General features: G+C 74.0%; 27 protein-coding genes. 17 read left to right on the top strand and 10 right to left on the bottom strand.

Annotation, left to right across the window (positions count from 1 at the left end):
* Nucleotides 1-73: 73 nt before the first annotated feature.
* On the top strand, nucleotides 74-496 hold the full coding sequence (locus tag RH861_RS14535) for a VOC family protein (RefSeq protein ID WP_310521589.1): 423 nt from the start codon (nucleotides 74-76) through the stop codon (nucleotides 494-496).
* A 12-nt stretch (nucleotides 497-508) separates the two neighbouring features.
* On the opposite strand, the gene RH861_RS14530 is transcribed toward RH861_RS14535, so the two are convergent.
* Nucleotides 509-1,681: an NADH:flavin oxidoreductase/NADH oxidase gene (locus RH861_RS14530; RefSeq protein WP_310521588.1), complete on the bottom strand. Its 1,173-nt coding sequence runs from the start codon at nucleotides 1,679-1,681 to the stop codon at nucleotides 509-511.
* Nucleotides 1,682-1,704: 23 nt separating this feature from the next.
* Between RH861_RS14530 and RH861_RS14525 the strand changes: the two genes are divergently transcribed.
* From RH861_RS14525 to RH861_RS14510, 4 genes are all read left to right on the top strand, one after another.
* On the top strand, nucleotides 1,705-2,556 hold the full coding sequence (locus RH861_RS14525; RefSeq protein ID WP_310521587.1) for an ADP-dependent NAD(P)H-hydrate dehydratase: 852 nt from the start codon (nucleotides 1,705-1,707) through the stop codon (nucleotides 2,554-2,556).
* A gap of 16 nt (nucleotides 2,557-2,572) precedes the next feature.
* Nucleotides 2,573-3,850, top strand: coding sequence for a glycosyltransferase family protein (locus tag RH861_RS14520; protein WP_310521586.1), 1,278 nt, complete (start codon nucleotides 2,573-2,575; stop codon nucleotides 3,848-3,850).
* A gap of 28 nt (nucleotides 3,851-3,878) precedes the next feature.
* Nucleotides 3,879-4,187, top strand: a complete 309-nt coding sequence (locus tag RH861_RS14515) for a thiamine-binding protein (protein ID WP_310521585.1) — start codon at nucleotides 3,879-3,881, stop codon at nucleotides 4,185-4,187.
* A gap of 156 nt (nucleotides 4,188-4,343) precedes the next feature.
* Nucleotides 4,344-5,546 carry an MFS transporter gene (locus RH861_RS14510; protein ID WP_310521688.1) on the top strand — a complete coding sequence of 401 codons (1,203 nt, stop codon included), beginning with the start codon at nucleotides 4,344-4,346 and terminating at the stop codon, nucleotides 5,544-5,546.
* A 9-nt stretch (nucleotides 5,547-5,555) separates the two neighbouring features.
* Here the strand turns inward: RH861_RS14510 and RH861_RS14505 are convergent, their stop codons facing one another.
* The 6 genes from RH861_RS14505 to RH861_RS14480 all read right to left on the bottom strand — a co-directional run bounded on the left by RH861_RS14505 (nucleotide 5,556) and on the right by RH861_RS14480 (nucleotide 12,762).
* Nucleotides 5,556-6,209, bottom strand: a complete 654-nt coding sequence (locus tag RH861_RS14505) for a response regulator (RefSeq protein WP_310521584.1) — start codon at nucleotides 6,207-6,209, stop codon at nucleotides 5,556-5,558.
* A 16-nt stretch (nucleotides 6,210-6,225) separates the two neighbouring features.
* Nucleotides 6,226-7,518 carry a hypothetical protein gene (locus RH861_RS14500; protein ID WP_310521582.1) on the bottom strand — a complete coding sequence of 431 codons (1,293 nt, stop codon included), beginning with the start codon at nucleotides 7,516-7,518 and terminating at the stop codon, nucleotides 6,226-6,228.
* Nucleotides 7,515-8,672 (bottom strand): sensor histidine kinase, encoded by a 1,158-nt coding sequence (locus RH861_RS14495; protein ID WP_310521579.1) that lies wholly within the window; start codon nucleotides 8,670-8,672, stop codon nucleotides 7,515-7,517. Before RH861_RS14495 ends, RH861_RS14500 begins: the two co-directional genes overlap by 4 nt.
* A 120-nt stretch (nucleotides 8,673-8,792) precedes the next feature.
* Entirely contained in the window at nucleotides 8,793-10,001 is a 1,209-nt protein-coding gene (gene metX, locus RH861_RS14490) for a homoserine O-acetyltransferase MetX (protein WP_310521578.1), read from the bottom strand.
* Nucleotides 10,002-10,138: 137 nt separating this feature from the next.
* Nucleotides 10,139-11,461, bottom strand: coding sequence for a bifunctional o-acetylhomoserine/o-acetylserine sulfhydrylase (locus RH861_RS14485; RefSeq protein WP_310521576.1), 1,323 nt, complete (start codon nucleotides 11,459-11,461; stop codon nucleotides 10,139-10,141).
* 95 nt (nucleotides 11,462-11,556) lie between these two features.
* Entirely contained in the window at nucleotides 11,557-12,762 is a 1,206-nt protein-coding gene (locus RH861_RS14480) for an acyltransferase family protein (protein ID WP_310521575.1), read from the bottom strand.
* Nucleotides 12,763-12,831: 69 nt separating this feature from the next.
* Here RH861_RS14480 and RH861_RS14475 point away from each other — a divergent pair, with 69 nt between their 5' ends.
* The 6 genes from RH861_RS14475 (at nucleotide 12,832) to RH861_RS14450 (ending at nucleotide 16,991) form a co-directional block, all read left to right on the top strand.
* Nucleotides 12,832-13,620 (top strand): SDR family oxidoreductase, encoded by a 789-nt coding sequence (locus RH861_RS14475; protein WP_310521573.1) that lies wholly within the window; start codon nucleotides 12,832-12,834, stop codon nucleotides 13,618-13,620.
* Nucleotides 13,617-14,378, top strand: coding sequence for a potassium channel family protein (locus tag RH861_RS14470; RefSeq protein ID WP_310521572.1), 762 nt, complete (start codon nucleotides 13,617-13,619; stop codon nucleotides 14,376-14,378). Before RH861_RS14475 ends, RH861_RS14470 begins: the two co-directional genes overlap by 4 nt.
* A 10-nt stretch (nucleotides 14,379-14,388) precedes the next feature.
* Nucleotides 14,389-14,916, top strand: a complete 528-nt coding sequence (locus RH861_RS14465; RefSeq protein ID WP_310521571.1) for a phosphoribosyltransferase — start codon at nucleotides 14,389-14,391, stop codon at nucleotides 14,914-14,916.
* Nucleotides 14,913-15,635, top strand: a complete 723-nt coding sequence (locus RH861_RS14460) for a type 1 glutamine amidotransferase family protein (protein WP_310521569.1) — start codon at nucleotides 14,913-14,915, stop codon at nucleotides 15,633-15,635. The genes RH861_RS14465 and RH861_RS14460 overlap by 4 nt, the downstream gene beginning before the upstream one ends.
* Entirely contained in the window at nucleotides 15,635-16,330 is a 696-nt protein-coding gene (locus RH861_RS14455) for a uracil-DNA glycosylase (protein WP_310521568.1), read from the top strand. Before RH861_RS14460 ends, RH861_RS14455 begins: the two co-directional genes overlap by 1 nt.
* Before the next feature lie 82 nt (nucleotides 16,331-16,412).
* Nucleotides 16,413-16,991 (top strand): GNAT family N-acetyltransferase, encoded by a 579-nt coding sequence (locus RH861_RS14450; protein WP_067945198.1) that lies wholly within the window; start codon nucleotides 16,413-16,415, stop codon nucleotides 16,989-16,991.
* A gap of 8 nt (nucleotides 16,992-16,999) precedes the next feature.
* Here the strand turns inward: RH861_RS14450 and RH861_RS14445 are convergent, their stop codons facing one another.
* On the bottom strand, nucleotides 17,000-17,644 hold the full coding sequence (locus RH861_RS14445; RefSeq protein ID WP_310521567.1) for a hypothetical protein: 645 nt from the start codon (nucleotides 17,642-17,644) through the stop codon (nucleotides 17,000-17,002).
* Nucleotides 17,645-17,695: 51 nt separating this feature from the next.
* Between RH861_RS14445 and RH861_RS14440 the strand changes: the two genes are divergently transcribed.
* The 6 genes from RH861_RS14440 (at nucleotide 17,696) to RH861_RS14415 (ending at nucleotide 24,211) form a co-directional block, all read left to right on the top strand.
* Entirely contained in the window at nucleotides 17,696-19,120 is a 1,425-nt protein-coding gene (locus RH861_RS14440; protein ID WP_310521687.1) for an amidase, read from the top strand.
* Nucleotides 19,121-19,164: 44 nt separating this feature from the next.
* Nucleotides 19,165-20,136, top strand: coding sequence for a siderophore-interacting protein (locus RH861_RS14435; protein ID WP_310521566.1), 972 nt, complete (start codon nucleotides 19,165-19,167; stop codon nucleotides 20,134-20,136).
* 7 nt (nucleotides 20,137-20,143) lie between these two features.
* The gene (locus RH861_RS14430) at nucleotides 20,144-21,220 is read left to right on the top strand and encodes a FecCD family ABC transporter permease (protein ID WP_310521565.1); all 1,077 of its coding nucleotides are present in this window, start codon (nucleotides 20,144-20,146) and stop codon (nucleotides 21,218-21,220) included.
* A complete protein-coding gene (locus RH861_RS14425) occupies nucleotides 21,217-22,302 on the top strand; it encodes a FecCD family ABC transporter permease (protein WP_310521564.1) in 1,086 nt (361 codons plus the stop codon). Before RH861_RS14430 ends, RH861_RS14425 begins: the two co-directional genes overlap by 4 nt.
* Nucleotides 22,299-23,120, top strand: a complete 822-nt coding sequence (locus tag RH861_RS14420; RefSeq protein ID WP_310521563.1) for an ABC transporter ATP-binding protein — start codon at nucleotides 22,299-22,301, stop codon at nucleotides 23,118-23,120. Before RH861_RS14425 ends, RH861_RS14420 begins: the two co-directional genes overlap by 4 nt.
* Nucleotides 23,121-23,182: 62 nt before the next feature.
* Complete coding sequence (locus RH861_RS14415; protein ID WP_310521562.1) at nucleotides 23,183-24,211, top strand: iron-siderophore ABC transporter substrate-binding protein; 1,029 nt, start codon at nucleotides 23,183-23,185, stop codon at nucleotides 24,209-24,211.
* Between the two features lie 10 nt (nucleotides 24,212-24,221).
* Here RH861_RS14415 and RH861_RS14410 read toward each other — a convergent pair whose 3' ends face one another.
* Both RH861_RS14410 and RH861_RS14405 read right to left on the bottom strand, forming a co-directional pair.
* A complete protein-coding gene (locus tag RH861_RS14410; protein ID WP_310521561.1) occupies nucleotides 24,222-24,695 on the bottom strand; it encodes a Fe-S oxidoreductase in 474 nt (157 codons plus the stop codon).
* Nucleotides 24,692-26,152, bottom strand: coding sequence for a dihydrolipoyl dehydrogenase family protein (locus tag RH861_RS14405; RefSeq protein WP_310521560.1), 1,461 nt, complete (start codon nucleotides 26,150-26,152; stop codon nucleotides 24,692-24,694). The genes RH861_RS14410 and RH861_RS14405 overlap by 4 nt, the downstream gene beginning before the upstream one ends.
* Nucleotides 26,153-26,176: the final 24 nt, after the last annotated feature.

Raw genomic sequence — 26,176 nt, 5'->3', positions numbered from 1 at the left:
CACCGCGATCGGGGGGCGCGGGTCGATGGGCGCGCGCGTAGAATTCGCGCGTCACGAAAGCTGAGGTGCACTCATGTTCGAGAACTCCATCACGATGGCCACGCTGCCCGCCTCCGACCTCGAGCGGGCGCGCCGGTTCTGGCACGACGTCCTGGGTCTCGACCCGGTCCGCAGCGACTGGGGCGGCGACTTCTACGCGGTCGGGGGCAATGGCGTGCTCGTCTACGAGTCGCAGTACGCCGGCACGAACAAGGCGACCGCGCTGTCGATCATGACCGACGACCTGGACCGCGACATGGCCGCCCTCCGTGCGAAGGGCGTCGCGTTCCACGACTACGACCTGCCGGGCCTCACGACCACGGACGGGGTCGTGGACATGGACGGCGAACGCGGCGCCTGGTTCGACGACAGCGAGGGCAACATCATCGCGCTGGCCCAGCCGACCCGGGTCACCATGGACGAGGCGAGGGGCATGCTCTCGGCAGCGGGCGCCTGAGCCGGATCGCGCTCACCACTCGCCGTCGTTCAGGTCCGGTCGCGCACGGACGTACTGCGGCGGCCACATCGACGTGTCGGCGCCGAGTTCGTGCGCGGCCCGCAGGGCGAAGTGCGGATCCCGCATCATCGCCTTCCCGAACATGACCGCGTCGGCCGCGCCGGAGGCCACGAGCGCCTCGGCTTGCGCCGGCGTGGTGATCCGGCCCACTGCCGACACGGAGACGCCTGCACGGTCCCCGACGAACTCCGCATGCGCCGCCTGGTAGGCGGGGCCGACCGGGATCCGCACATCGCGGACCAGGCCGCCCGTGGAGATGTCGAAGAAGTCGGCCCCGACTTCGGCCGCCCACCCGGCCGCGATCGAGGTCTGCTCCTCGTCCCACCCTCCGGGCGCCCAGTCGGTCGCCGAGAACCGGACGAACAGCGGCATCCGCTCGCCGATCTCGTCGCGCACGGCGCGGACGGTCTCGAGCAGCAGCCGCGCGCGGTTCTCGAGCGAGCCGCCCCAGCGGTCGTCGCGTCGGTTCGACAGCGGCGAGAGGAACTGGTGGATCAGGTAGCCGTGCGCCGCGTGCACCTCGACGAGGTCGAAGCCGGCGTCGACCGCGCGGCGCGCCGCCGCCCGGAAGTCGTCGATGACCGCGAGGATGCCGGGCTCGTCGAGCGCCGTCGGCTCGCGCAGCCCGTCGAACGCCACCGCCGAGGGCGCGACCGTGGGCCAGCCGCCCTCCTCGATCGGCTGCGAGCCGGGCAGGCGGCGGAACTCCGGCCACACCGAGGCCTTCCGCCCGGCGTGCGCCAGCTGGATGCCCGAGGCCGCACCCTGCGAGCGGAGGAACGCCGTGATCTGGGACCACGCCTCGGCCTGCGCGTCGTTCCAGAGCCCCGTGTCGTGGTCGGAGATGCGGCCCTCCGGGCTCACGGCCGTGGCCTCGGCCATGACGAGCCCGGCGCCGCCCGCGGCCATCGCGCCGAGGTGGACGAGGTGCCAGTCGTGCGGGACGCCGTCGCGGGCGGTCACCGAGTACTGGCAGAGCGGCGGAACCCAGACGCGGTTGCGGATCTCGAGCCCGCGGATGGTGATCGGGCGGAACAGCGCCGGAGTCGTCGCCTCCGACGGGGTCGTGCCGCGCTCGCGCGGTCGGGGCGCGGACGCGTGCGGCGCGGGAATGGTCGAGGGCATGCCCATCAACCTATCGTTGGGGCATGGGTACCGGGACCTGGCGCGAATGGGCCGCCGACGACGCATCCGAATGGCTGAGCGAGCCCGGGGCCGACGACGACAAGTACCGCCGGGGCGTGCTCGGCGTCATCACCGGATCGCCCGACTACCCCGGGGCGGCGGTGCTCGGCGTGGAGGCCGCGCACCGCACCGGCGTGGGCATGGTGCGCTTCACCGGGCCCCGCGCCGTGCGGCAGGCGGTCATTTCCGCGCGCCCCGAGACGGTCGGGGTCGCTGGCCGGGTCCAGGCGTGGCTCCTCGGCTCGGGCATGGACGCGTCGCACCGGTCCTTCCTGCTCGCGGGCGAGCTGCAGCACGCGCTCGCCTCGGGACAGCCGACCGTGCTCGACGCGGGAGGACTCGACCTCGTCGGCTCGCACACCGCGCCGACGGTGATCACGCCGCACGCACGCGAGCTCGCGAACCTGCTGAACGAACGCGACATCCCGACCTCGGTGGAGGAGGTCGAGGCCGACCCGGCGGCGTGGGCGGACCGCGCCGCCCGCGAGCTCGACGTCGCGGTGCTGCTGAAGGGCGCCGTCACCCACGTGACCGACCCCGACGGCACCCGCCTCACGGTGACGGTCCGGACGCACTGGCTCGCGAGCGCGGGCACGGGCGACGTGCTCGGCGGGATCGTGGGCGCCCTCGCGGCGACGCACCATGAGCGGCTCGCCGCGGATGCCACCGCCATCACGCGTCTCGCCGCGACCGCGGCCTACGTGCACGCCGAGGCGGCGCGCCGGGCGAGCGCCGCGTGGGACGGCGGTCCGGTCACCGCGCTCGACGTGGCGCACGCCGTTCCGCCCGTGATCGGCGGGCTCCTGCGGCGCTGACGGCGGAGTCGTGGCAGTGACCGGGAGCAGCGTCGAGCAGGTGACGTCGGACGCACCGCCACGCGGCATCCGCCGGCTGCTCGGCGGCCGCGCCGCGGCGTGGGTGGCCTTCGTGCTCGTCCACGCGCTGCTGGCCGCCCTGAACCTGTTCGCGCCGGGGTACCCGATGGGGGATGTCACGGGCGTGTACCTGGTGTGGGCGGAGACCGCACAGCAGGGATGGCTGCGGATGGGGATCGACACCCCGTGGGTGTACCCGATCCTCGCGTTCGCGCCCATGACCGCCGCGCTCGCGTTCGGTGCGGAGTGGTACGGCGAGGCCTGGCTCGCCATGGTGACGGTGCTCGACGCGTTCGCGTTCGCCGTGCTGCTCGGCCGCGGGAGGCTGTCGGTGCGCCGTCGCGCCGCCGCCTGGTGGTGGGTCGCCTTCCTCGCGATGCTCGGCCCCATCGCGCTCGGGCGCATCGACGCGGTGACCGTGCCGTTCGCGATCGTGGGGCTCCTCTGGGCGGCCGGCCGGCCGCGGGTCGCGGCGATGCTCCTCACGGTCGGCGCCTGGATCAAGGTCTGGCCCGGTGCGCTCGTGGCGAGCCTCGTCGTCGCGCTCCGCCGGCGCGGGGAGGTCGCGGTGATGGCCGTGGCGCTGTCGGCCGGCATCCTCGGCGTCAGCCTCATCGCCGGGTCGGGCCTCAACGCGTTCGGCTTCGTGGCCCAGCAGGCCGGCCGCGGCCTCCAGGTCGAGGCGCCGCTCGCCGTGCCGTGGCTGTGGTGGATCGTCGCCGGAACCGACGAGGCGACGATCGAGTACGACCGCAGCATCCTCACCTTCCAGGTCGAGGGGCCGGGCGTCGAGGTGGCGTCGGCGCTGACCACCCCGCTCATGGCGATCGCGGTGGCCGCGGTCCTCGCCCTCGGCATCCGCGCAGCGATGCGGCGGGCACCGGTCGTGGCACTCCTGCCGCCGCTCGCGCTCGCCTTCATCGTCGCCCTGATGCTCGCGAACAAGGTGGGTTCGCCGCAGTTCGTCACCTGGCTCGCCGCCCCGGTGATCCTCGGCATCGCCCTCGGCGGGGGGCGCTTCCTGACGCCGGCGGCGATGACCGCCGCGATCGCGCTGCTCACCCACGTGATCTACCCGTACTGGTACGGCTGGCTGCTCATCGCGAATCCCGGCTTCGTGCTGCTGCTCACGCTGAAGGTCGTCCTGCTGGCTGCGCTGCTCGCGTGGGCCCTCGTGCGCGTGTGGCAGGCTGGGTCCGCGCGCCGGCCGCCGGCGGTCGATGCCTCCGCCTGAGCGGCGTGCGCGCGGAGAGGGGAGCACCATGCTGGTCGCATTCTCGGTCGCGCCGAGCGGCACGGGTCGGAAGGACGCCTCGGTGCACGACGCGGTCGCCGCCGCGGTGCGGATCGTGCGCGAGTCCGGCCTGCCGAACCGGACGACGTCGATGTTCACCGAGATCGAGGGGGAGTGGGACGAGGTCTTCGCGGTCGTGAGGGCGGCCACCGAGGCGGTGGGCGACTACGGTTCGCGGGTCTCGCTCGTGCTGAAGGCCGACATCCGGCCGGGTTGGTCGAACGAGCTCGAGGGCAAGGTCGACCGTCTCGAGGCGGCGATCGAGAACGACGGGTGACGCCCGCCCGGGCGGTCCGCCCCGGAGGCTGACGCCCCCTGCCGCGATTATCGAATCGATTCGATCCGTGGCAGAATCGTGCGGGTGACTCGCCACCCGCACGCGCCGGCAACCCTGTCGCCGGCTCGCATCCGTCTCGCACTCATCGCCCTCGCGATGGGCGGGTTCGGCATCGGCGCGACCGAGTTCGTCGCGATGGGCCTGCTGCCCGACATGGCCCTCGACCTCCTGCCCGGCCTCGCCGCGACCTCGACCGAGGCCGCCAACGCGGCCGCGGGCTGGATCATCTCCGCCTACGCCCTCGGGGTCGTCGTCGGCGCCCCCACGATCGCCGCGGCCGCGGCGCGATGGCCGCGCAAGCAGCTCCTGCTGACCCTGCTCGCCGCATTCACGCTCGGCACCGTGGCATCCGCCCTGCTGCCGACGTTCGAGCTCGTGGTGGCCGCACGCTTCGTCGCCGCCCTGCCGCACGGCGCCTACTTCGGCATCGCGTCGCTCGTCGCGGCGAACCTCATGGGCCCCGGCAAGCGCGGGCGCGGCGTCGCCCTCGTGCTGTCCGGACTCACCATCGCGAACGTCGTCGGCGTGCCCGCGATCACCTGGCTGGGCCAGCTCGCGGGCTGGCGCATCGCCTACCTCGCGGTCGCCGCGATCTTCGCCGCCACGTTCGTCGCCGTACTCGCGGCCGTGCCGTGGCAGCCCGGCGACCCGGGCGCGACGATCGGCCGCGAGCTGCGGATCTTCACGCGCACGCAGGCGTGGTTCGCACTCGGGATCGGAGCGATCGGGTTCGGCGGCCTCTTCGCCGTGTACAGCTACGTGGCCCCCCTCGCCACGGAGGTGACGGGGCTCGACGCCGCGCTCGTGCCGCTCGTGCTCATCGTGATCGGACTCGGGATGACGATCGGCAACTTCGTCGGCGGTCGCCTCGCCGACTGGAGCGTGCGCCGATCGATGTACCTGGGGTTCGGCATCATGGCCGCATCGCTGGTGCTGCTCGCGCTGACCGCGTCGAACCCCGTCGGCCTCATCACGGGCCTCTTCCTCGTGGGCGGCTCGGCGTCGGCGCTGTCGCCCACCATCCAGATGCGGCTCATGGACATCGCGCGCGACAGCCAGTCGATCGCCGCCGCACTGAACCACTCGGCGCTGAACATCGGCAACAGCCTCGGGGCCATCCTCGGCGGCGTCGTGATCGCCGCCGGTCTCGGCTACGTCGCCCCGGTCTGGGTCGGGCTCGCGCTGACGCTCGCAGGCACCGTGCTCGCGCTCGCGTCGTTCGGACTCGATCGCGCTCGCCTCCGCCGCGGCATCCCGATGCCCTCGGTCACCGGCGCGATGCCCGCGATCGGGGACTGATCCGCTCGCCTACTCCGACTGCAGGAGGATGCCATCGGCGATGGCCCGCTTCCGCAGGGCGACCTTGGTGCCGACGTCGTAGCCGGCCAGCCGGTACTTCTCGCGGATGCGCTTGAGGTAGCTCTTCGCCGTCTCCTCCGAGATGCCGAGCTGGAAGGCCACCGCCTTCACCGGTTGGCCGGCGCCGTACAGCGCCATGACGCGGCGCTCCTGGGCGCTGAGTCGCGGTGCGGCCCCGTCGTCGTCGAGCGCGCCGATGAGCTCGGTCGAGATGTAGGTCTCGCCGGCCTGCGCGGCACGGATCGCCTCCACGATCGTCTCGACCGGCTCGGACTTCACGAGGTAGCCGAGCGCACCGGCACCGAGCGCCTCGCGCACCACCGCCGGTTCGGAGTAGGTGCTCATGAGCATGGTCGCGACGTTCGCCGACTTCAGCGTCGACAGCTTGATCGAGATCGGGATGTTGTCGCGCAGGTCGAGGTCGAGCAGGACCACGTCGACGGGGAACTCCGGATGGGCGAGCAGTTCCGACCAGGACGGCACGGCCGCCACGAGGTCGATGTCGGATGCCGCGCCCCGGACCCACTCGGTGAGCGCACCGAGCAGCATGCGATGGTCGTCGACGATCGCCAGCCGGATCGGGCTGGTGTCGGGTTCGGGCACGTCAGACTCCCCTCAGTCAAGCGGCGCCGGACGGCGTCGCAGTTCCCGCACGGTTCGCGGGGTCGATCCGGCAGTCGATGTCGACCCGGAAGCCGTCGGCTCCCACGACCACATCGTGTCTTCCGACATTATCCAGTGCCTCCCACGTCGCCTCGTCGACCCTCCGTGCGGTGACGCCGGACACGTCGAATCGGATCGCGATGCGCGTGCCGTCGAACCGCCGGCCGTCGTCGGGCTCCGGATCGAGCGCCTCGCGGTCGCGGCAGGTCACCAGCACGCGCAGCGGCGGGGCCGAGGCCTTGGTCCGCCGCTGGCCGGCGATCAGCCAGAGCGCGAGCAGGAGGCCGTCGCGCTGGGCCGGGCCGAGAAGGCCCGCGAGGCCGGCCGGGTCGTCGACCGTCACCCGTCGGCTGAGGTACGCGGACTCGGTGACGGCGTGGCGCAGCCAGGTGTCCGTCCGACCCTCGATGAGCCGGACGCGCAGCCGCGCCGCGAGCTGGCCGGCACGTTCGGCCGCCGCCGGCGGCAGCGGCAGCGCGATCCGGCCCGCCCCGACGTCGTCGAGCAGCGCTTCGGCATCGTAGTCCAGCTCCGCGAGCTCCTCCGAGGCGCGCATGCCGACAGCAGAACGCGGCGTGGAGACGGTGCTCTGCACGAGCGTGAGGTCGAGTTCGCGCCCCACGAGGCGCCGGAACCCCCGGACCGCGATGACCACGAGCACCACGGGCACCACGGCGGAGGCCGCGATGGCCACGCCCACCACCGTGCGGGTGCCCGCCTCGGGCGCCTGGATCAGCGCCTGGACCAGCAGCACCGCGGCGATGGTCACCGCCGCGGCGAGCGGTCCGCGCGTCTCGCGCAGCGCGGCCACCGGCATGAGCAGCGCCGCGGCGGCCGGGGCGGCGGTCGGCGTGATCCCGAGCTGCAGGGTGTCGACCGTGGCGGCCACGTCGAGCCAGATCGGCACCGCGAGCGCGACGAGGAGCGTGCCGAACACCCAGTCGGGCACGCGGCTGAGGCCGCGGGTGGCGACCACCGCGCCGACGGTCACGAGTCCGAGGGCGATCCACGCGGGCCCGGGGTCCCGACCGGGCGGGAAGATGTCGGACAGGCCCCACGCGTGCAGCAGGTGGGCGAGCACGATCGCGACGCAGGCGACGGTGACGCCCGCCGCGAGGCGGCGGCCGCCGTGCGCGCTGCGGATGTCCTCCGCGGCGCGGGCCGACCGCGTCGGCCGGCGGAACTGCACCTCGTGGGTGGTGTCGCGCGGCACGTCGTCCGGCGGGAGGCTGCGCTGGAACCGGCTCACGGCTTCGGCACCTCCAGCATCACGGTCGTGCCCGACCCGGGCGAGCTGAAGACCCGCGCGCGGCCGCCGACGGCATGCAGTCGACCCACGACCGACTCCGCGAAGCCGAGTCGTGCCGGGTCGACCGCCGCGGGCTCGAAGCCGGCGCCCTGGTCGGTGACCATCGCGCGGACCGTCCGGTCGTCGTCGGTGATCGTGACGTCGGCCTCCTTCACCCCGGAGTGACGGCGCACGTTCTCGAGGCACTCGCCGAGCGCGCCGAGGAGCGCGTCGAGCGTGTCGCGCGGCAGCACGAGCTGACCGGCGCCGTGCCAGTTGACGTCGAGCCCCATGCGGGCGAACCGCTGGCGGACGGAGTCGAAGGTCGTGCCGAGCACGTCGGCGGGGGAGTCGGGTGAGAAGGCGGTGCTCGAACCGTTGTCGAGCGGGGCGCCCAGGCGGAGCTGCTTCAGCAGGCGCGCGTCGTCGCCGGCCTGCTGGCGGAGGGCGCTCTCGCCGACGCCGACACCGGAGTGGGCGAGGAGGCTCAGCGTCGCGAGCACGGTGTCGTGCAGCACGCGGGCATCCTGACGCTGCTGCGCCTCCGACTCGCTCGCGAGCCGCTCCGCCCGGTGGGCGCGGCCGACCTCGTCGATCCGTTCGGCCGCGCGGTCGATGGCCCGCGCGAGCCACAGGCCGGTGGCGGTCGACGCGGCCCAGCCGGCGATGGAGGCGACGAGCACCGTGCCGAGGTCGGCCCCCGCGAACCACGACGCGACCACGGCCGTCACGACGGCGAGCCCGGAGAGCACGACGAGCGCCACGCCGTTCGGGCGCACGATCGAGGGGATCGCGATGGCCGCGGCGGTGAGCGCGCCGGTCACCGCCATGGCGGTCTCGGCGGCGGGGTCGATGGTCGGGTCGAGCCCGATCACGAGCAGCAGGGCGACGGATGCCACGATCGTGCCGAGGATCGGCAGCGTGGCGCCGCGCGCCGTCGCGAGGACGACGAGTCCGATGAGCGCCAGGTCGAGGATCACCGCGAGGGCGAAGCGGTCCGCGTCCAGGGCGCCCGGGACGAGCAGGCAGGCCAGCGCGAGGACCGCTCCGGTGAGGCTCCCGGCGCGTGCGAGTCGTCGCAGCAGCCGGTCACGTTCCTTGTCGATCCGACGCATGCCACCCCTCTCGCGGCTCGCCATGACGGCACCCGGGTGCCGTCATCCTCGAAGATAACCCAGAGCGACCCCCGGACGCGGGCCAAACGGCCCGAACCGGGGCGACGGGTCCGGTTGTGGTCAGGCCGCGAGGAGGTCGCCGATCGCCCGGCCGACCGCGTCGTCCTCGATGAGGAACGCGTCGTGACCGTAGTCGGAGCGGAGCACGACCGGCTCGTCGCCGTGCACCGTCCGCCGCAGTCCGCGCGCGATCTCGCGCTGGCCCTCGAGGGAGAAGTAGCGGTCGCTGTCGATCCCGAGCACGAGCGCGCGCGCCTCGATGCCGTCGAGCGCCGCCGGCACCCCGTCGCGGCCGCGGCCGAGGTCGTGGGAGTTCATCGCCTCGGTCAGCACGAGGTAGCTGTTCGCGTCGAAGCGGCGCGTGAACTTGTTGCCGTGGAAGTCGAGGTACGACTCCACCGCGAAGCGTCCGCCGCCGCCGAGCGGGTCGAGGCCGGACTGCCAGCTGCGCTCGAACCGCTGGTTGAGCTCGACCGGCGTGCGGTAGTTCAGCATCGCCATCCGCCGTGCGAGCGCGAGCCCGCGGGTGGGTCCGTCGCCGTCCGGGGCGTCGTAGTACGCGCCGCCGCGGAAGGCGGGGTCGCTGCGCACGGCTTCGAGCTGCACCGAGTTCAGGGCGATCTGGTCGGCCGTGGTCGCCGCGGGGGCGGCGAGCACCGCGATCCGCTCGACCGCGTCGGGGGCCATGACGGCCCACTCGAGCACGTGCATCGCGCCCATCGATCCGCCCACCACGGCGGCGAAGCGCTCGATGCCGAGCTCGCGGGCGAAGGCGATCTGCGCGGCGACCTGGTCGCGGATGGTGAGGAACGGGAACCTGGCGCCCCACTCGACGCCGTCGGGCGCCACGGATGAGGGACCGGTCGAACCCTGGCATCCGCCCACGACGTTGGGGGCGACGACGAACCAGCGGTCGGTGTCGATCGCGCGACCCGGGCCGACGACGCCCGGCCACCAGCCGGCGCTCGGATGGCCGGGGCCGGCCGGACCGAGCACGTGGCTGTCGCCCGTGAGCGCGTGCAGGACGAGGATCGCGTTGTCGCGGGCCGGCGCGAGCGTGCCCCAGGTCTCGTAGGCGATGCGCACGTCGGGCAGCGCCTGGCCCGACTCGAGCGCCAGGTCGCCGATGCGCGCGAACCGGCGGTCGCCGACCGGGTCGCCGGCGCGCCACGCGCCCGTGGCGGGGGCCCGGCCGGCGAGCTGGTGGGCGGCGCGGGCCTCGGGCACGATGCTCGCGGGCACCGTCTCCGAGGTCGTCTGCCAGTCCATGCCTCGATTCTCCCGGACGCGCGACGGGGCTGCTCGTCTGTTACGCCCACCGGCCGCCGCGACGCCGCCGGCCCGCGAAGACGACGGATGCCGCGTCCCGGGCGGGACGCGGCATCCGTTCGGTGCTCGTGCGGTCGTCAGACCCGCGCGGCCTCCGTGGCACGACGCGCGGCCGCGAGGCCGGCCTCGAGGTCGGCCTTGAGGTCGTCGACGTTCTCGATGCCGACCGAGAGCCGCACGAGGCCCGGCGTGACGCCGGTCGTGAGCTGCTGCTCGGGGGTCAGCTGCGAGTGCGTCGTCGAGGCGGGGTGGATGACGAGCGAGCGCACGTCGCCGATGTTCGCGAGGTGGCTGAACAGCGACAGGTTGTCGACGAGCGCACGGCCGGCGTCGACGCCGCCCTTGAGCTCGAACGACAGCACCGCGCCGACGCCCTTGGGGGCGTACGTGTTGGCGGCCGCGTACCACGGGCTCGAGGGCAGGCCCGAGTAGTTGACGCTCGCCACGTCGGGGTGGCCGTCGAGCCACTCGGCGATCTCCTGCGCGTTCTGCACGTGGCGCTCGACGCGCAGCGAGAGCGTCTCGATGCCCTGGATGAGCTGCCACGCGCTCGCCGGCGCGATCGACGAGCCGAGGTCGCGCAGCAGCTGCACGCGCGCCTTGATGACGTAGGCGAGCGCGTCGCCGACCGCGGCGGTGTAGCTCGCGCCGTGGTACGACGGGTCGGGCTCGGTGAGGCCGGGGAACTTCTCGACGTGCTTCGACCACTCGAACCGGCCGCCGTCGACGATCACGCCGCCGATGACGGTGCCGTGGCCGCCGAGGAACTTCGTCGCCGAGTGGATGACGATGTCGGCGCCGTGCTCGAACGGGCGGATGAGGTAGGGCGTCGCGATCGTGTTGTCGACGATGAGCGGGATGCCGTTCTCGTGCGCGATGCCCGCGACGAGCTCGATGTCGAGGACGTTGATCTTCGGGTTGCCGATGGTCTCGGCGAAGAAGAGCTTCGTGTTCGGACGGACGGCCCGGCGCCACTCGTCGGCGTCGTCCTGGTTCTCGACGAACGTGGTCTCGATGCCGAGCTTGGCGAGCGTGTACTTGAACAGGTTGTACGTGCCGCCGTAGATCGACGACGACGAGACGATGTGGTCGCCGGCCTGCGCGATGTTCAGCACGGCGAAGGTCTCGGCCGCCTGGCCCGACGCGACGCGCAGCGCGCCGGAGCCGCCCTCGAGCGCGGCGAGGCGCTCCTCGACGACGGCCTGCGTCGGGTTCATGATGCGCGTGTAGATGTTGCCGAACTCGGCGAGCGCGAACAGGTTCTGCGCGTGCTCGGCGGAGTCGAAGACGTACGACGTCGTCTGGTAGATCGGCGTCGCGCGCGCCTTCGTGACCGGGTCGGGGGCGGCGCCCGAGTGCACCTGCTTCGTCTCGAAGCGCCAGTCGGCCTGCTCTGCCATGGGGACTCCTTCGCGTTCGCGGTGCGGCAGCGCCGCAACCGGAGCCCACGTTACGAGCGGTCGATCAGGCGATCAACGGATGCCGCAACACGGCGTCACGCGCCGCGTTCGCCGTCGCGCGGGTCGCCGCCCGGCGGTCGCGCGTCGGGCGCCGTCGCGTCCTCGGCCGCCGTGCGCGGCGCGGAGGGCGCCGGCGGCAGCGCCTCGGGCGGGAGCACGAGCGTGCCGGTCGCGGTCGCCGGCTCCGGGCGGAACAGCCACCGCGCCCGCGGCTCGACGAGGGGGCGGAAGACCCGCCGCACGGACTTCAGCGACAGCACGACCGAGACGCCGATGCAGAACACGATCATGGCCGGCAGCACCCACCACGGCTGCTGCCCCTCGAGCAGCGGCGTCTCGCGCAGCGGGAACAGCACGAAGGAGTGCAGCAGGTAGATGTACATCGTGGCGCTGCCGAACGCGGTGAACCAGGTGGTGCGCCGCGGCATCAGCACGAGGAAGGCGACCGCGAGGAGCATCGCGAGCAGCAGCAGGAACAGCCGGATGGCGCCGGACCAGGGCTCGTCGTAGCCGATGGACTCGTAGGACTCGTCGTAGAGCATGAACCGGCGCAGCCGCAGGTCGCGCCAGGTCTCGATGGCGATGGGGAGCACGACGAGCAGTCCCGCGAAGAGCGCGATCGCGCCGGCCCGCCAGCGCCACGTCACCGCCGTGGGCAGGTCGAGCCAGCGGTCCGTGATGCGCCACTGGCGGAGCTTCCAGCCGAAGACGAAGAAGGGGAACATGCCGAACGTGCGCGCCAGGGCGAGCGTCGAGTCGATCTCGACGGCGTAGCCCGCGCCGATCGAGATCGCGATGGCGATGAGGAGCGGATAGCGCAGGAGCACCAGGAACGGCAGCGCGATGCGCCAGATCGCAAGGGCGATGAGGAACCACAGCGTCCACGAGGCGGTGGTGTAGTCGAGGACGAAGTCCCCGCCGAGGGCGAAGCGGATGACGGTCCAGATCGTCTCGAAGATGAAGTACGGGAAGACGATGTCGGTGAGCACCTGGCGCATCGCGCGCGCGTTCGGCGGACCGGACTTGGCGAAGTACCCGGACACCGTCACGAACACCGCGACGTGGAACGAGTAGATGAACAGGTACACGCTGTAGGCCGCGTCGTCCTCGCCGATGAGGGGCAGGATGCCGTGCCCGATCACGACGAGCGTGATCGCGATCCAGCGCGCGTTGTCCCACAGCGGCACGCGGCGCTTCCGCTGGGGCGGCTTCGGGGCGCGGGTCGACGGCGTCGGCTGCATCCGCCCATTCTCGCGCATGGCCCGCGCCGTGCACGTGGCCGACCGCGCCCGCCGGTGCAGAATGGCCGCATGGACGGCATGCGCGCAGTGGTCACCGGGGCGAGTTCGGGCATCGGGGCGGCCACCGTGCGGGCGCTGCGCCACGACGGATGGGACGTCGTGGCCGTCGCGCGGCGCGAGGACCGCCTGCGCGCGCTCGCCGCCGAGACCGGGTGCGAGGTGGTCGTCGCCGACGTCACCTCCGACGCGGACGTCGCGGCGCTCGCCGAGCACCTCGCGTCGACGGGTCCGGTGCACGCCCTCGTGAACAACGCCGGCGGCGCGAAGGGGCTCGCCTCGGTCGAGGAGTCCGACCTCGCCGACTGGGCGTGGATGTTCGAGGTGAACGTGCTCGGCGTCAAGCGCGTCACGAGCGCGCTGCTGCCCCTCCTTCGGCGCGGCGCCGACGAGCGCGGCGTCGCCGACCTCGTCAACGTGACCTCGCTCGCCGGACACGTCGCCTACGTCGGCGGCGGCGGGTACAACGCCGCGAAGTTCGCCGCGCACGCGCTCACCGAGGTGCTCCGGCTCGAGCTCAACGGGGAGCCCATCCGGGTCGTCGAGGTGGCGCCCGGACTCGTGAAGACGGACGAGTTCGCGCTGGTGCGGTTCGGCGGCGACCGCGAGCGCGCCGACGCCGTCTACGAGGGGGTGCCCGAGCCGCTGGTGGCCGAGGACGTGGCATCCGTGATCGTCGACGCGATGTCGAAGCCGCCGCACGTGGACCTCGACCTCATCGTGGTCAAGCCCGTCGCCCAGGCCGCGCCGCACCGGCTCGCCAAGGGACCGCTCGTCACGCGGCGGGAGGCGTCGCGATGAGCGTCGGCGGGGTCGAGCGGCGGCAGCGCTGGGTCGACGCCACCGGCCGGCTCCTGGCGCTGCTCGGCATCGCGTTCATCGTCGCGTACACCGTGTGGGTGCTGGTCCCGGACCTGCCCACGTCGATCGTGGTGGCCTTCAACGCGATCTTCGTGACCACCTGGGTGCTGTTCCTCGTCGACGCGGTCATGCGGATCGTCCTCACCCCGCGGGGAGCGCGGTGGCGGTACGCCTGGCGTCACCCGATCGAGCTCCTCTCGGTCGTGTTCCCGGTGTTCCGCGCCCTGCGGGTGGTCTCGCTGCTGGGCTACCTCCCGGTGCTGCAGCGCCGGACGACGGAGGCCGTGCGGGCCCGATTCATCCTCTCGGCGATCATCTACGCGACGGTCTACGTGTTCTTCATCTCGCTCGCGGTGCTCCAGGTCGAGCGGGACGCGCCGGGCGCCAACATCACGAGCTTCGGCGAGGCGATCTGGTGGGCCGTCGTCACGCTCGCCACGGTGGGCTACGGCGACACCTACCCGGTCACCGTGCCCGGCCGCATGTGGGCGGCGTTCCTCATGGCCGGCGGCGTCGCGATCGTGGGCGTCGCGTCCGCGACGGTGATCTCCGTCCTCAACGAGCGCCTCTCCGGCCTGCGGAGCGAACACCCGCACCGGCGCGGGGTCGCCGCCGAGCGCGAGGGGCTCGCCGCGGGCGACGACGTCGCGGAGCGCGACGCGAGCGACGACCCGGGCCCCGAGCGGGCGGGCCGCTAGCCTTGGGGGAATGAGCTTCGACGCGAACGACGCCGCTGCGAGCGGCGCGGACGGGATCCGCCGCGAGATCCTGACCTGGGACGACTTCTCCGCCGCGGCCCGCGGGCTCGCCGCCGACGTGCTCGGCTCCGGGTTCCGCCCGGACGTGGTCATCGCGATCGCACGCGGCGGGCTGCTCCTGGCCGGCGCGATCGCGTACGCGCTCGGCACCAGGTCCTGCGGCTCGATCAACGTCGAGTTCTACACCGGCGTCGACGAGCGGCTCCCGGAGCCGGTGCTGCACCCGCCCATGCTCGACGCCCCCGCGCTCGAGGGCAAGCGGGTGCTCCTCGTCGACGACGTGTCCGACTCGGGCCGGACCCTGGCGAAGGTCGTCGACCTGTTGGGCGGGGTCGGTGCCGACGTGCGGAGCGCCACGCTCTACGTCAAGCCGCGCACGGTGCTCGTCCCCGACTTCGCGTATCGCGAGACCGAGGACTGGATCGTCTTCCCTTGGTCGGCGCTGCCTCCTGTGCGAGTGGAGGAGGAGGTCCGATGAGCGTCCACCTCGTGGGGGGCGGCTGGAGCGCGGAGCACGCGCCCGCCGTGTACGCGCCCTTCATCGCCGAGGCGGCCGCGGCCGCCGGCCGCTACGCCGTCGAGCGGCCCCGCGTCGCCGTGCTGCTCGTCGCGCCCGAGGCCGAGGGCGTCGAGCTCGCCGCGCGGTGGCGCGCCGTCCTCGAGTCGGTCGCCGACGTCGACGTCGCGGTCTCGGTCGTGGACGAGGAGGGCGCGTTCGCGATCCCGGCGCTCGCGGGCGCCCACGGGGTGCTCGTCGGCGGCGGCCTGACGCCCGCCTACCGCCGGGCCGTGGAGCCCGTCGCGGGCGAGCTGCGCCGGCTCGTGGCATCCGGCCTGCCGTACCTCGGCTTCTCGGCCGGCGCCGCCATCGCGGCCGACACGGCGCTGCTCGGCGGCTGGCGCATCGGCGGCGTGCCCGTCGCCCCCGAGGAGGCCTCCGAGGACCTCGACGAGGTCACCGCCGAGGCCGGCCTCGGGCTCGTCGACCTCACGATCGACTGCCATGCCGCACAGTGGGGCACCCTCACGCGGCTGATCGCGGCGACCGAGGCGGGGCTCGTCGACGGCGGCATCGCGATCGACGAGGACACGCTGTTCTCGATCGGCACCGCGGGCCTGCGGGTCGCCGGCGCGGGCAGCGTCTGGAGCGTCACCGCGGGCGACGACGGCGTCGTCGTGCGGAGCATCACCGGCTGATGGGCCGCACCCTTCCGGAGCTCGCCGAGGCGGGCCTCATCGATGCGAGCTGGGCCGAGGCGCTCGCGCCCGTGTCCGACGACATCGCCCGCATGGGCGACTTCCTGCGGGCCGAGGTGGCCGCGGGTCGCTCGTACCTGCCCGCGGGCGACCGCGTGCTCCGAGCGTTCCGGCAGCCGGTCGCCGACATCCGCGTACTCATCGTCGGCCAGGACCCGTACCCCACGCCCGGTCACCCGATCGGACTGTCGTTCGCGGTGGAGCGCCACGTCCGGCCCATCCCGCGGAGCCTCGCCAACATCTACCGGGAGCTCGCGGACGACGTGGGGTGCACGCCGCCGGAGCACGGCGACCTGGGGGCGTGGAACCGCAGCGGCGTCATGCTGCTGAACCGCGTGCTCACCGTGCGGCCCGGCGAGTCCGGCTCGCACCGCGGCAAGGGGTGGGAGCGCGTGACCGACCACGCCATCCGCACCCTCGTGGGCCGGGGGACCCCGCTCGTGGCCATCCTCTGGGGTCGCGACGCGCAGTCGCTCGCCCCGCTGCTCGGCGACACCCCCCGCATCGCGTCGGCCCACCCGAGCCCGCTCTCGGCGAGCCGCGGATTCTTCGGCTCCCGCCCGTTCAGCCGGGCCAACGCCCTCCTCGAGGCCCGCGGCGGGCGACCCGTCGACTGGTCGCTCGCCGACGACTGACCGCCTGACGACGGCGGGCACCGCCGCCGGCGGCGTCCGCGCGCGTCATCCGTTCGCAACACGGCGCGCGTACCATGGCGGGATGCTCGAGGAGGAATACCAGCAGCGACGGGTGCTGCCCCGGCACCTGCGCCGGCCCGAGCCGGAGGAGACGCCGTTCGCGTACGAGATCCGCCCGGCGCGGCCCGCCGACCTGCCGGCCGTGCGCGAGATCTACAACTACTACGTCGCGAACTCGACCGTGACCTTCGATGAGGACGCGATGACACTCCGCGAGTGGAAGCAGAAGTTCGCGATGCTGCAGAAGCTCGGCATGCCGTTCCTCGTCGCGGAGTCGCCCTCGGGGCAGCTGCTCGGCTACGCGCTCGTCTCCCCGTGGAAGCAGAAGCGGGCCTACCGCTACACGGTCGAGGACTCGATCTACCTCGGTCCCGCGGCATCAGGCAAGGGCCTCGGGCGGGCGCTGCTCGGCGAGCTCATCGAGGCGTCCAAGGCGGCGGGGCTGAAGGAGATCCTCGCCGTCATCGCCGACCAGGGCGCCGAGGCGTCGATCGCGCTGCACGAGCGCTTCGGGTTCACCGAGATCGGGCGCATGGGCCGGGTCGGCTTCAAGTTCGACCGGTGGCTCGGCACCGTGCTGCTGCAGAAGTCGCTGAAGTAGCCGCCGGGTCAGAGCACGAGTTCGTGCGTGCCCTGCAGCGCGGGCAGCATGACCGCCACGACGAGCCCGGTGGCGCTGAACAGGCCCGGGTGGGCCAGGCCGATCACCGTGCGACGCAGCGCCGGCCGGCTCGCGAGCATCGCGGGCGGCACCCGGTCGGACGCGGGCACCTCGCCCCAGCCGCGCACGCGCCCCAGGAACCACGCGCAGCGCAGCACGAACGCGGCCCACAGCAGGGCGACGAGGATCGGGACGAGGAAGAGCATGACGTCCACGCCCGTGCCGAGGATCTCGTCCTCCCGCCCCTCCGCCGCGAGCTGGATCGCCTGCGAGATCGCCGCGCCGACCACGACCGAGGCGCTCCACGCGACGACGCCGATGACGAGCGCCGCGTAGCGCACGGCGAAGTGGCCGAAGACCGACGACATCTCGTCGAAGTGGCGTCGCGGGGTCGCGTGCAGCACCGTCACCGTGGCCGCGAGCGACGGCCCGACCATGGCCGTGAGGACGATCGCGTCGGCCCACGCCGGCCAGTCGGCGACGAGCGCGACCACGAGCAGCGCGCCGAACGACAGGCTCCAGGCGGCACCCCAGGCGAGCGGATGCCGCGCCACGGCCCCCGCGATGCGCTCTCCGGCTGCCACCCCCGCCACGTGCGTCACTCTACCGGCGACGCTGCGTAGGCTCGTGACGTGGCCGACCCGATCGAGGACCTGCACGAGTACACGGCGTTGGAGCTGCACCAGTTGCTGCAGCGCCGCGACGTGACGCCGACGGAGGCGGCCGAGCACTACCTCGCCCGGATCGAGCGGCTGGATCCGGTGGTGGGCGCGTTCGCGGCGGTCACGCCCGACCTCGCGATCGACCGGGCGCGCCGGGTGGAGCGCGACGTGCCCCGCGCCGCCCCGCTGTGGGGCATGCCCCTGGCCGACAAGGACCTGCACCCGCGCGCCGGCGTCCCCACGGCCTTCGGGTCGCGCGCCCACGAGGGGCACATGCCCGACGAGTCGGACGACGTGGTCGACGCGGTCGATGCGGCCGGCGCGGTCAGCCTCGGCAAGACCGCCACGCCGGAGTTCGGGCTGCCGTCGTACACGGAGCCCGTGGGCGGTCGACCGGCGCGCAACCCGTGGGACCTCGAGCGCGGGGCGGGCGGCTCGAGCGGCGGGGCGGCGGCGGCGGTGGCGGCCGGCCTGCTGCCGTTCGCGCCGGGCAGCGACGGCGGCGGCTCGATCCGCATCCCGGCCGCGTCGTGCGGCCTGGTCGGCGTGAAGCCGTCGCGCGGACGGGTGCCGTCCGGATCGGGACTCGACCGGCTCGCGGGCCTCGGCGTCGTCGGCCCGATCGCCCGGACCGTCGCCGATGCCGCGCTCCTGCTCGACGGCATGATCGCGCCGCACGGGTACCCGCCGCGGCATCCGTTCGCGGTGCGGGCGCCCGGGGACGACGGACCGTACCTCGGTGCGGCGATCCGTGGCGAGGGCCGCTTCCAGGTCGCCGTGATGACGGACACGCCGTGGGACGAGTTCACGGAGATCCGGCTGGATCCGGCCGCGCGCGCCGCCCTGGATGCCGGCGTCGCGCTGCTCGACCGGCTCGGCCACGGCGTCGAGGAGCTCGCCCCGGCGGCGGAGCCCGGGTACCCGGCGGCGTTCCGCACCGTCTGGCAGGCCGGTGCCGCGACGATCGACGTGGCCGAGGAGCGCGCCGACCGGCTCGAGCCCCTCACGCGATGGCTCATGGGCCGGGGACGTGCCCTGACCGCCGCCGACCTCGCCGCGGCGCAGTCGTGGCTCACCGGCTTCGAGCGGCGCACCATCGCGCGCTTCGCCCCCTTCGACGCGGTCATGACGCCCGCGCTCGCCCTCGAACCGCGTCCCGTCGGCTGGTACCACGCCGAGGACGGCGAGGAGAACTTCGCGCAGCAGGTCCGCTTCACGCCGTACACGTCGTTCGTCAACGTGGCGGGCATGCCGGCGCTCACGCTGCCCGTGCTGGACACCGAGGGCGGGCTGCCCATGGGGGTGCAGCTGATCGGACGCCCGGGTGGGGAGGCGACGCTGTTCGCCCTCGCCGCCCAGTTGGAGCGCGCGGCTCGGCGGGGGAGGCGGCGACCGCCGGTGTGGTGACGCGAGGTTGCGGTCGCAGCCGAACCGTGTGCAAGACTTAGGTAATGCTTACCTCACTCGCCCAGGCGGAGGTCGTCGCCCGCCCACGTCCCGCCTACCGGACGTTCCGCGCGAGCGTGTCGCGGGTCGAGCGGCTCTCGCCGCACTTCGTGCGCGTGACCTTCGCCGGCGACGACCTGGCCGGGTTCGGCACGGCCGGATTCGACCAGCGGGTCAAGGTGGTCCTGCCGCTGCCCGGCACCGGCTTCACGTCGTTCCCCGAGGGCGAGGACTGGTTCGGGGAGTGGCGGCAGCTGCCGGCGGACCAGCGCAACCCGTTCCGCACCTACACGATCCGCGGGGTCCGTCCCGGCTCCCGCGAGGTGGACATCGACTTCGTGGCGCACGGCGACACCGGTCCGGGATCCGCATGGGCAGGCCGCGCCGCTCCCGGCGACGAGATCGTCCTCGTGGGACCGGACGAGCTGAGCGAGGGGCGCACGGTCGGCATCGACTGGCGTCCCGGCGACGTCGACACCGTCCTGCTCGCGGGCGACGAGACCGCCGCCCCCGCGATCTGCGCCATCCTCGAGTCCCTCCCCGCCGACGCGACCGGTGCCGCGGTCATCGAGGTGCCGTGCGCCGAGGACGCGCTGCCCGTCCGCGCGCCGTCGGGCGTCGAGGTGCGCTGGCTGCCCCGCCTCGACGGACAGGCGCACGGCGAGCGGCTGGTCCCCGCGGTCCGCGACTGGGTCGCTCGCACCTGCTGGCTGCGCGACTGCGCCGACCCCGTCGCCGCGGTGGCCGAGACGTCGCGACGCACGCTCGCCGACCTCGAGGCGGCCGCCGACGCCGACGGCATCCTGTGGGACGTGCCGGAGGGCACGAGCCTCGACGGCGACTGCTACGCCTGGATCGCCGGGGAGGCGTCCGTCGTGAAGACGCTCCGGCGGTTCCTCGTGCAGGAGGCCGGCCTCGACCGCCGCCAGGTCGCGTTCATGGGGTACTGGCGCCGCGGTCGCGCCGAGCTCGACTGATCCGACGATGGTCCAGCGGATGCCGGTGGCCGAACGGTCGCGCCCCGACGGCGGTGCGGCGGCGGGGCGACCCCACCGCGCGCCCCGGCCGCGCGCACCGTTCGGCGTCGTGCTCGCGGCATCTGTCGCCCTGCTCGGACTCGCCGTGCTCGCGAGCCTCGCGATCGGCTCGCGTGCCGTGCCGTTCGACGTGGTCTGGAGCGCGTTCAGCGCCCCGGTCGACGGCGACACCGACCAGCTCGTCGTGCGCGAGCTGCGGCTGCCCCGCGCGATCATCGGGGTGCTCGCGGGCGCGGCGTTCGGCGCCGTCGCCTCGGTGCTCCAGGGCGCGACGCGCAACCCGCTCGCCGATCCCGGGCTCCTCGGGCTGAACGCCGGCGCATCGCTCGCGGTCGTCGCCGCCATCACCTTCCTCGGCGTCTCGACCCCGCTCGGATTCATCTGGTTCGCGTTCGCCGGCGCGGCCGCTGCGGCGGCCGTCGTGTTCGCCATCGGCTCGGCGGGCGGCGGCGCGACCCCCGCCCGCCTGGCCCTCACGGGCGCGGCGGTCATGGCGGCCACGACGCCCCTCATCACGCTCGTGTTGATCCGCGACCTGGCGACTCTGAACCAGTACCGGTTCTGGTCGGTCGGCTCGCTCGCCGGACGCGGGCTCGAGACCGCCGCCGCCCTCTGGCCGTTCCTTGTCGCGGGACTCGTGCTCGCCGCGTGGCTCGCGCCGCGGCTCAACCTGATGGCGCTCGGCGACGACGTCGCCCGCGGCCTCGGCGTCCGCCTCGGGGTGACCCGTCTCGTCACCGCCGTGGCGGTGATCGTCCTCGCCGGGACGGCGACCTCGCTCGCGGGACCGATCGCGCTGCTCGGCCTCGCCGTCGCCCACGCCGCCGGCGCGTCGGCCGGCGGCGACTACCGGCGGCGCATCGCGCTCGCCGCCGTCCTCGGCGCCACCGTGCTCGTCACGGCCGACGTGATCGGGCGCGTGGTCGCCCCGCCGGCCGAACTCGAGGCCGGCATCGTCGCGGCCGTCGTCGGTGCGCCCGTGCTCATCGCGCTCGTGCGCCGGCGCGGGGGAGCGGCGACGTGACCGCCGTCCGCCCCGACGCCGGCGCCCGCACGCCGTCCGGACCGACGGCGGAGGCCGCCGCGAGCGTCGTCGCCGCCGTGCACTCGGCCACGCGCCGGCGCGCGATCCTCGTGGGCGTCGCGGCCGCGGCCGTGGTGCTCGTCGCCGCGACGGCCGCGCTGCTCCTCGGCGCGGCTGGCGTCTCGGCGCCCGACCTCGTCGCGGCGCTCACCGGCCGGGCCGATCCCACCACCGACCTGGTGGTGTACCGGCTTCGCCTGCCCCGCGTCGTCGCGGCCGTCATCGCGGGCGTCGGACTCGGCCTCGGCGGCGCGCTCTTCCAGTCGACGCTGCGCAATCCGCTCGCGAGTCCCGACATCCTCGGCGTCACCGGCGGGGCGAGCCTGGCCGCCGTGACGGCGATGCTCCTCTTCGGCCTCACCGGCCCGGCGGTCTCGCTCGCCGCCTTCGCCGGCGCCCTCGCCGTCGCGGCGATCGTCTGGGCGCTCGCGTGGCGAGACGGGCTCACCGGCATCCGCTTCGTCCTCGTCGGGATCGGCGTCGCCTCGATCGTGTCGGGGCTGCTCGGGTGGCTCATCACGCGTGCGGAGATCCGCGAGGCGCCTGCGGCGCTCGTGTGGATGGTCGGCGGCGTCTCGAGCATCGGCTGGGACGAGCTCGCGATGGCCGGCGGCGCGCTCGCGATCGTCCTCGCCCTCGCGGCCGTGTTCTCACCGCGCATGCCGCTGCTCGCACTCGACGACGACACGGCCCGCGGGCTCGGCGTGGACGTGACCCGATCGCGCCTGATCGCCATCCTGCTCGGCGTGGCGGCCGTCGCGGTCGCGACCGCGCTCACCGGTCCGATCGCCTTCGTCGCCCTCGTGGCGCCGCCCGTGGCGAGGGCGCTCGCGGGGCACGGGCGGCCCTCGCTCGCGGCATCCGCCCTCGTCGGCGCCGCGATGGTGCTCGTCGCCGACCTCGTCGCCCAGCACGCGCTCGGCGGCGTGGCCGTCCCGGTGGGCATCGTCACGGGCCTGATCGGCGCGCCGTACCTGCTGTGGCTCATCGCGCGCGGCAATCGGAAGGGAGCAGACGGATGACGCATCCGGACTCGCACGCACTCCGTGCGGAAGGGCTGCGGCTCGGCTACGACGGCCGCACGGTGGTCGACGGGCTCGACCTCGCCGTGCCCGACGCGCGCATCACCGCGATCGTCGGCCCGAACGGCAGCGGCAAGTCGACCCTGCTGCGCGGGCTCGCCCGGCTCATCGTCCCGCAGTCGGGGCGGGTCTCGCTCGACGGACGCGACGTGCGTTCGTACGGCGCGCGGGAGTTCGCGCGCCGCGTCGCCGTGCTGCCGCAGCAGCCGGTCGCACCCGACGGGGTTCTCGTCTCCGAGCTGGTCGCCCGCGGTCGCCATCCGCATCGCGGCTGGTTCGGCGGACGCTCCTCGGACGACGATCGGATCGTGGCCGAGGCGCTCGCGGCCACGGGCACCGCCGAGCTCGCCGCCCGCCCCGTCGCGGAGCTTTCGGGCGGCCAGCGACAGCGCGTCTGGATCGCGATGGTGCTGGCCCAGCGGGCCGGCATCGTCCTGCTCGACGAGCCGACGAGCTTCCTCGATGCGGCCCATCAGCTCGAGCTGCTCGACCTGCTCACGGAGTCCAACCGTGAGCACGGCACGACGGTGGTCATGGTGCTGCACGAGTTGAACCTCGCGGCCAGGTACGCCGACCACCTCGTCGTCGTCGACGGCGGGCGGATCCGCGCGGCCGGACACCCCGCCGAGGTGATGACCGCCGACACCGTGGCGGAGGCGTTCGGCCTGGAGTGCCTCGTCACGCAGGATCCGGTCGCGGGTTCGCCCCTGGTCGTGCCGATCGGGCGATACCACCGGGGCGCGAGCGATTTAGGTTAGGCTAAGCTAAGTTCGCTGGATCTCCGATCCGCACGCCCAACCCCTCCGTCGAAAGGCCCTCCATGCACGCGCGCCGACAGCTCGCCGCCATCGCGGTGACCGCCGCCACCGCCCTCGCCCTGACCGGCTGCGCCGGGACCGGAGCCGCCGATCCGGGCGGCCAGGGCGCCGCCGCCGCATCGGACGGCGCGTTCCCCGTCACGATCGAGCACGCCTTCGGCGAGACGGAGCTCGCCGAAGCGCCCGAGCGCGTGGCGACCTGGGGCTGGGGGAGCACCGAGGCGTCCCTCGCCCTCGGCGTCGTGCCGGTCGCCATCGCCCAGCAGACCTACGGGGCGAACGAGGACGGCGTCCTGCCCTGGGTCGCCGACGAGCTCGAGGAGCTCGGCGCCGAGACGCCCGCCATCCTCACCGACGACGGCGAGGCGCCGCCCTACGAGGAGCTCATCGAGGCCGCTCCGGACGTGATCCTCGCGCCGTACTCCGGCATCACCGAGGAGCAGTACGAGCTCCTGAGCGAGATCGCCCCCACCGTCGCCTACCCCGACGCGGCATGGACCACGCCGTGGCGCGAGGTCGTGACGACCGTCGGCACGGCGCTCGGGCTCGAGGACGAGGCGCAGGGCGTCCTCGACGACCTCGACGCCGAACTCGCCGCGAAGGCCGAGGAGCACCCGGAGCTCGCCGGGAAGACCGTTGCGGCCGTCTGGGACACCGCGGGCACCTTCTACGTCTACACCCCCGAGGACTCGCGCGTGGAGTTCCTCTCGGCGCTCGGCCTCGAGGACGCGCCCGCGGTGGCCGAGCTCCAGAACGGCGACTCGCCGTTCTTCTACACGCTGAGCTACGAGCAGCTCGACCAGCTCGACTCCGACCTGGTCCTGAGCTACCACGACACGCAGGCCGAGGCCGACGCGTTCCTCACCTCCGCCCCGATCTCGGCCATCCCGGCGGTCTCGCGCGGCCAGGTCGCCCAGGTCGTCGGCACCGAGCTCATCGCCGCCGTCTCGCCGCCCACGGCGCTCTCGCTCACCTACGGCCTCGACGAGCTCGTCTCGGCGCTCTCCGCGGCGGCCGAGCCGTCGAACTGACGCCCGCTCGTCAGCCGGCGGATGCCGCCTCCCGGCCCGGGCGCGTCGAGCGCCCGGGCCGCTTCACGTAGCCGCCGGCCTCGAGGCCGGCCTCGATCTCGAAGCGATTGGCGAGCGGGTCGCGCCCCGACATCCAGTAGAGGATCGGGAAGAGCATGCCGTATCGCCGCCACTGGGCCCGGTGGACGGCCTCGTGCCCGAGGACGGCGTGCGACACGTTCGTCGAGGTGAGGTAGCAGCCGCCGACGCAGGATCCACCGCGGCCGAAGGTCCATCGGGGCATGCCGCGGAACACGATGAGGCCGCGGCGCCGCTCGATCCGGCCACGGCTCCAGAGGAAGCCCCACGCGAAGCCGACCGCCGTCGCCCACCAGTACCCGGCGAGGCTGATGGGGGAGTCGGTCAGGCGGAGGCGAAGGGTGCGGTTCCGCGGCGCGCTCGGCGGCCACGGCGCCCGGGCGGATGCGCGGTGGGCGGCGCTCATCCGTCGGCCTCGGGACGCCCGAGCGACTCGAGCAGGCGCAGCCAGATCTCGCTGAGCGTCGGGAAGCCGGGGACGGCGTGCCACAGCCGGTCCACCGGGACCTCGCCCACGATGGCGATCGTCGCGGCGTGCACCAGCTCGGCCGTGTCCGGCCCGACGAAGGTCGCACCGACGACGACGCCGCGGTCCGCGTCGATCACGAGGCGGGCGCGCCCCTCGTACCCGTCGGCGAGGATCCCGGCACCGCTCACGCTCGAGAACGGCACCTCCGCGAGCCGGACCGCGATCCCGGCCTCCTCGGCCGCTGCGGCGGTCAGCCCGACCGTCGCGACCTCCGGATCCCCGAACACGATGCTCGGGACGGCGACGCGGTCGGCGGTGGCCGCGTGGATGCCGAATCGCGCATCGTCGACAGCCCGGCCGAGTGCCCGCGCGCCGATCACGTCGCCGGCGGCGCGGGCCTGGTACTTGCCCTGGTGGGTGAAGAGCGCACGGTGGTTCACGTCGCCGACGGCGTAGAGCCACGGAGCGGCACCGTCGGCCGCGGCATCCGCGAGCTTCGTGACGGCGAGGGTGTCGTCGACGTCGATCCACGCTCCGGCCTCGAGTCCGACCGTCTCGAGCCCGATGCCCGTGGTGCGCGGTCGTCGCCCGGTCGCGACGAGGACCTCGTCGGCGTCGACGGTTCCCCCGCCCGGAAGGGCGATCACCACCCGGCCGTCGTCGCCCCGATCCACGCGTTCCGGCGAGACCCCGAGCCGCACGGTCGCGCCCGCGGCGCGGAGCCCGGCGACGACCGCCTCTCCGGCGAACGGCTCCATCGATCCGAGCATGGTCGTGCGGGCGAGGACCGTCACCTCCGTGCCGAAGCCGGCGTACGCCGACGCCATCTCGGCCGCCACGACGCCGCCGCCGATGACGGCGAGGCTCCGGGGGGCGCTCCGGGCGCTCGTGGCCTCGCGGCTCGTCCACGGGCGGGCCTCGGCGAGGCCCGGGATGTCGGGGACGTTCGGGGTCGAGCCCGTGCACACCGCCACCGCGTGCCGCGCGACGAGCGCCACCTCCGTGTCGTCGGGACGGGTCACGACCACTCGTCGCTCGCCGTCGAGTCGTCCATGACCGCGGACGAGCTCGACGCCGATGCTCTCGACCCACGCCACGCCGTTGCGGTCGTCCCAGTCGGAGACCCACTCGTCGCGCCGGGCGAGCACCGCGGCGACATCGAGCTCACCCGAGGCCGCCTCCGCCGCGCCCGGGACGCGGCGCGCCGCGCGCAGGACGGTCGAGCTGCGCAGGAGCACCTTCGACGGCACGCACGCCCAGTACGAGCACTCGCCGCCGACGAGCTCGTGTTCGACGATGGCGACCTCGAGGCCGGCGGCACGCGCGCGGTCGGCGACGTTCTCGCCGACCGCTCCGGCCCCCAGCACCACGACGTCGAACTCGCGGTGGTCCATTCCGACTCCCTCCGGTGGCGCCGC

This window comes from Agromyces indicus, from assembly GCF_031432295.1.
GTDB lineage: Bacteria > Actinomycetota > Actinomycetes > Actinomycetales > Microbacteriaceae > Agromyces > Agromyces indicus.
This window is presented reverse-complemented; position numbering and strand designations above follow the sequence as displayed.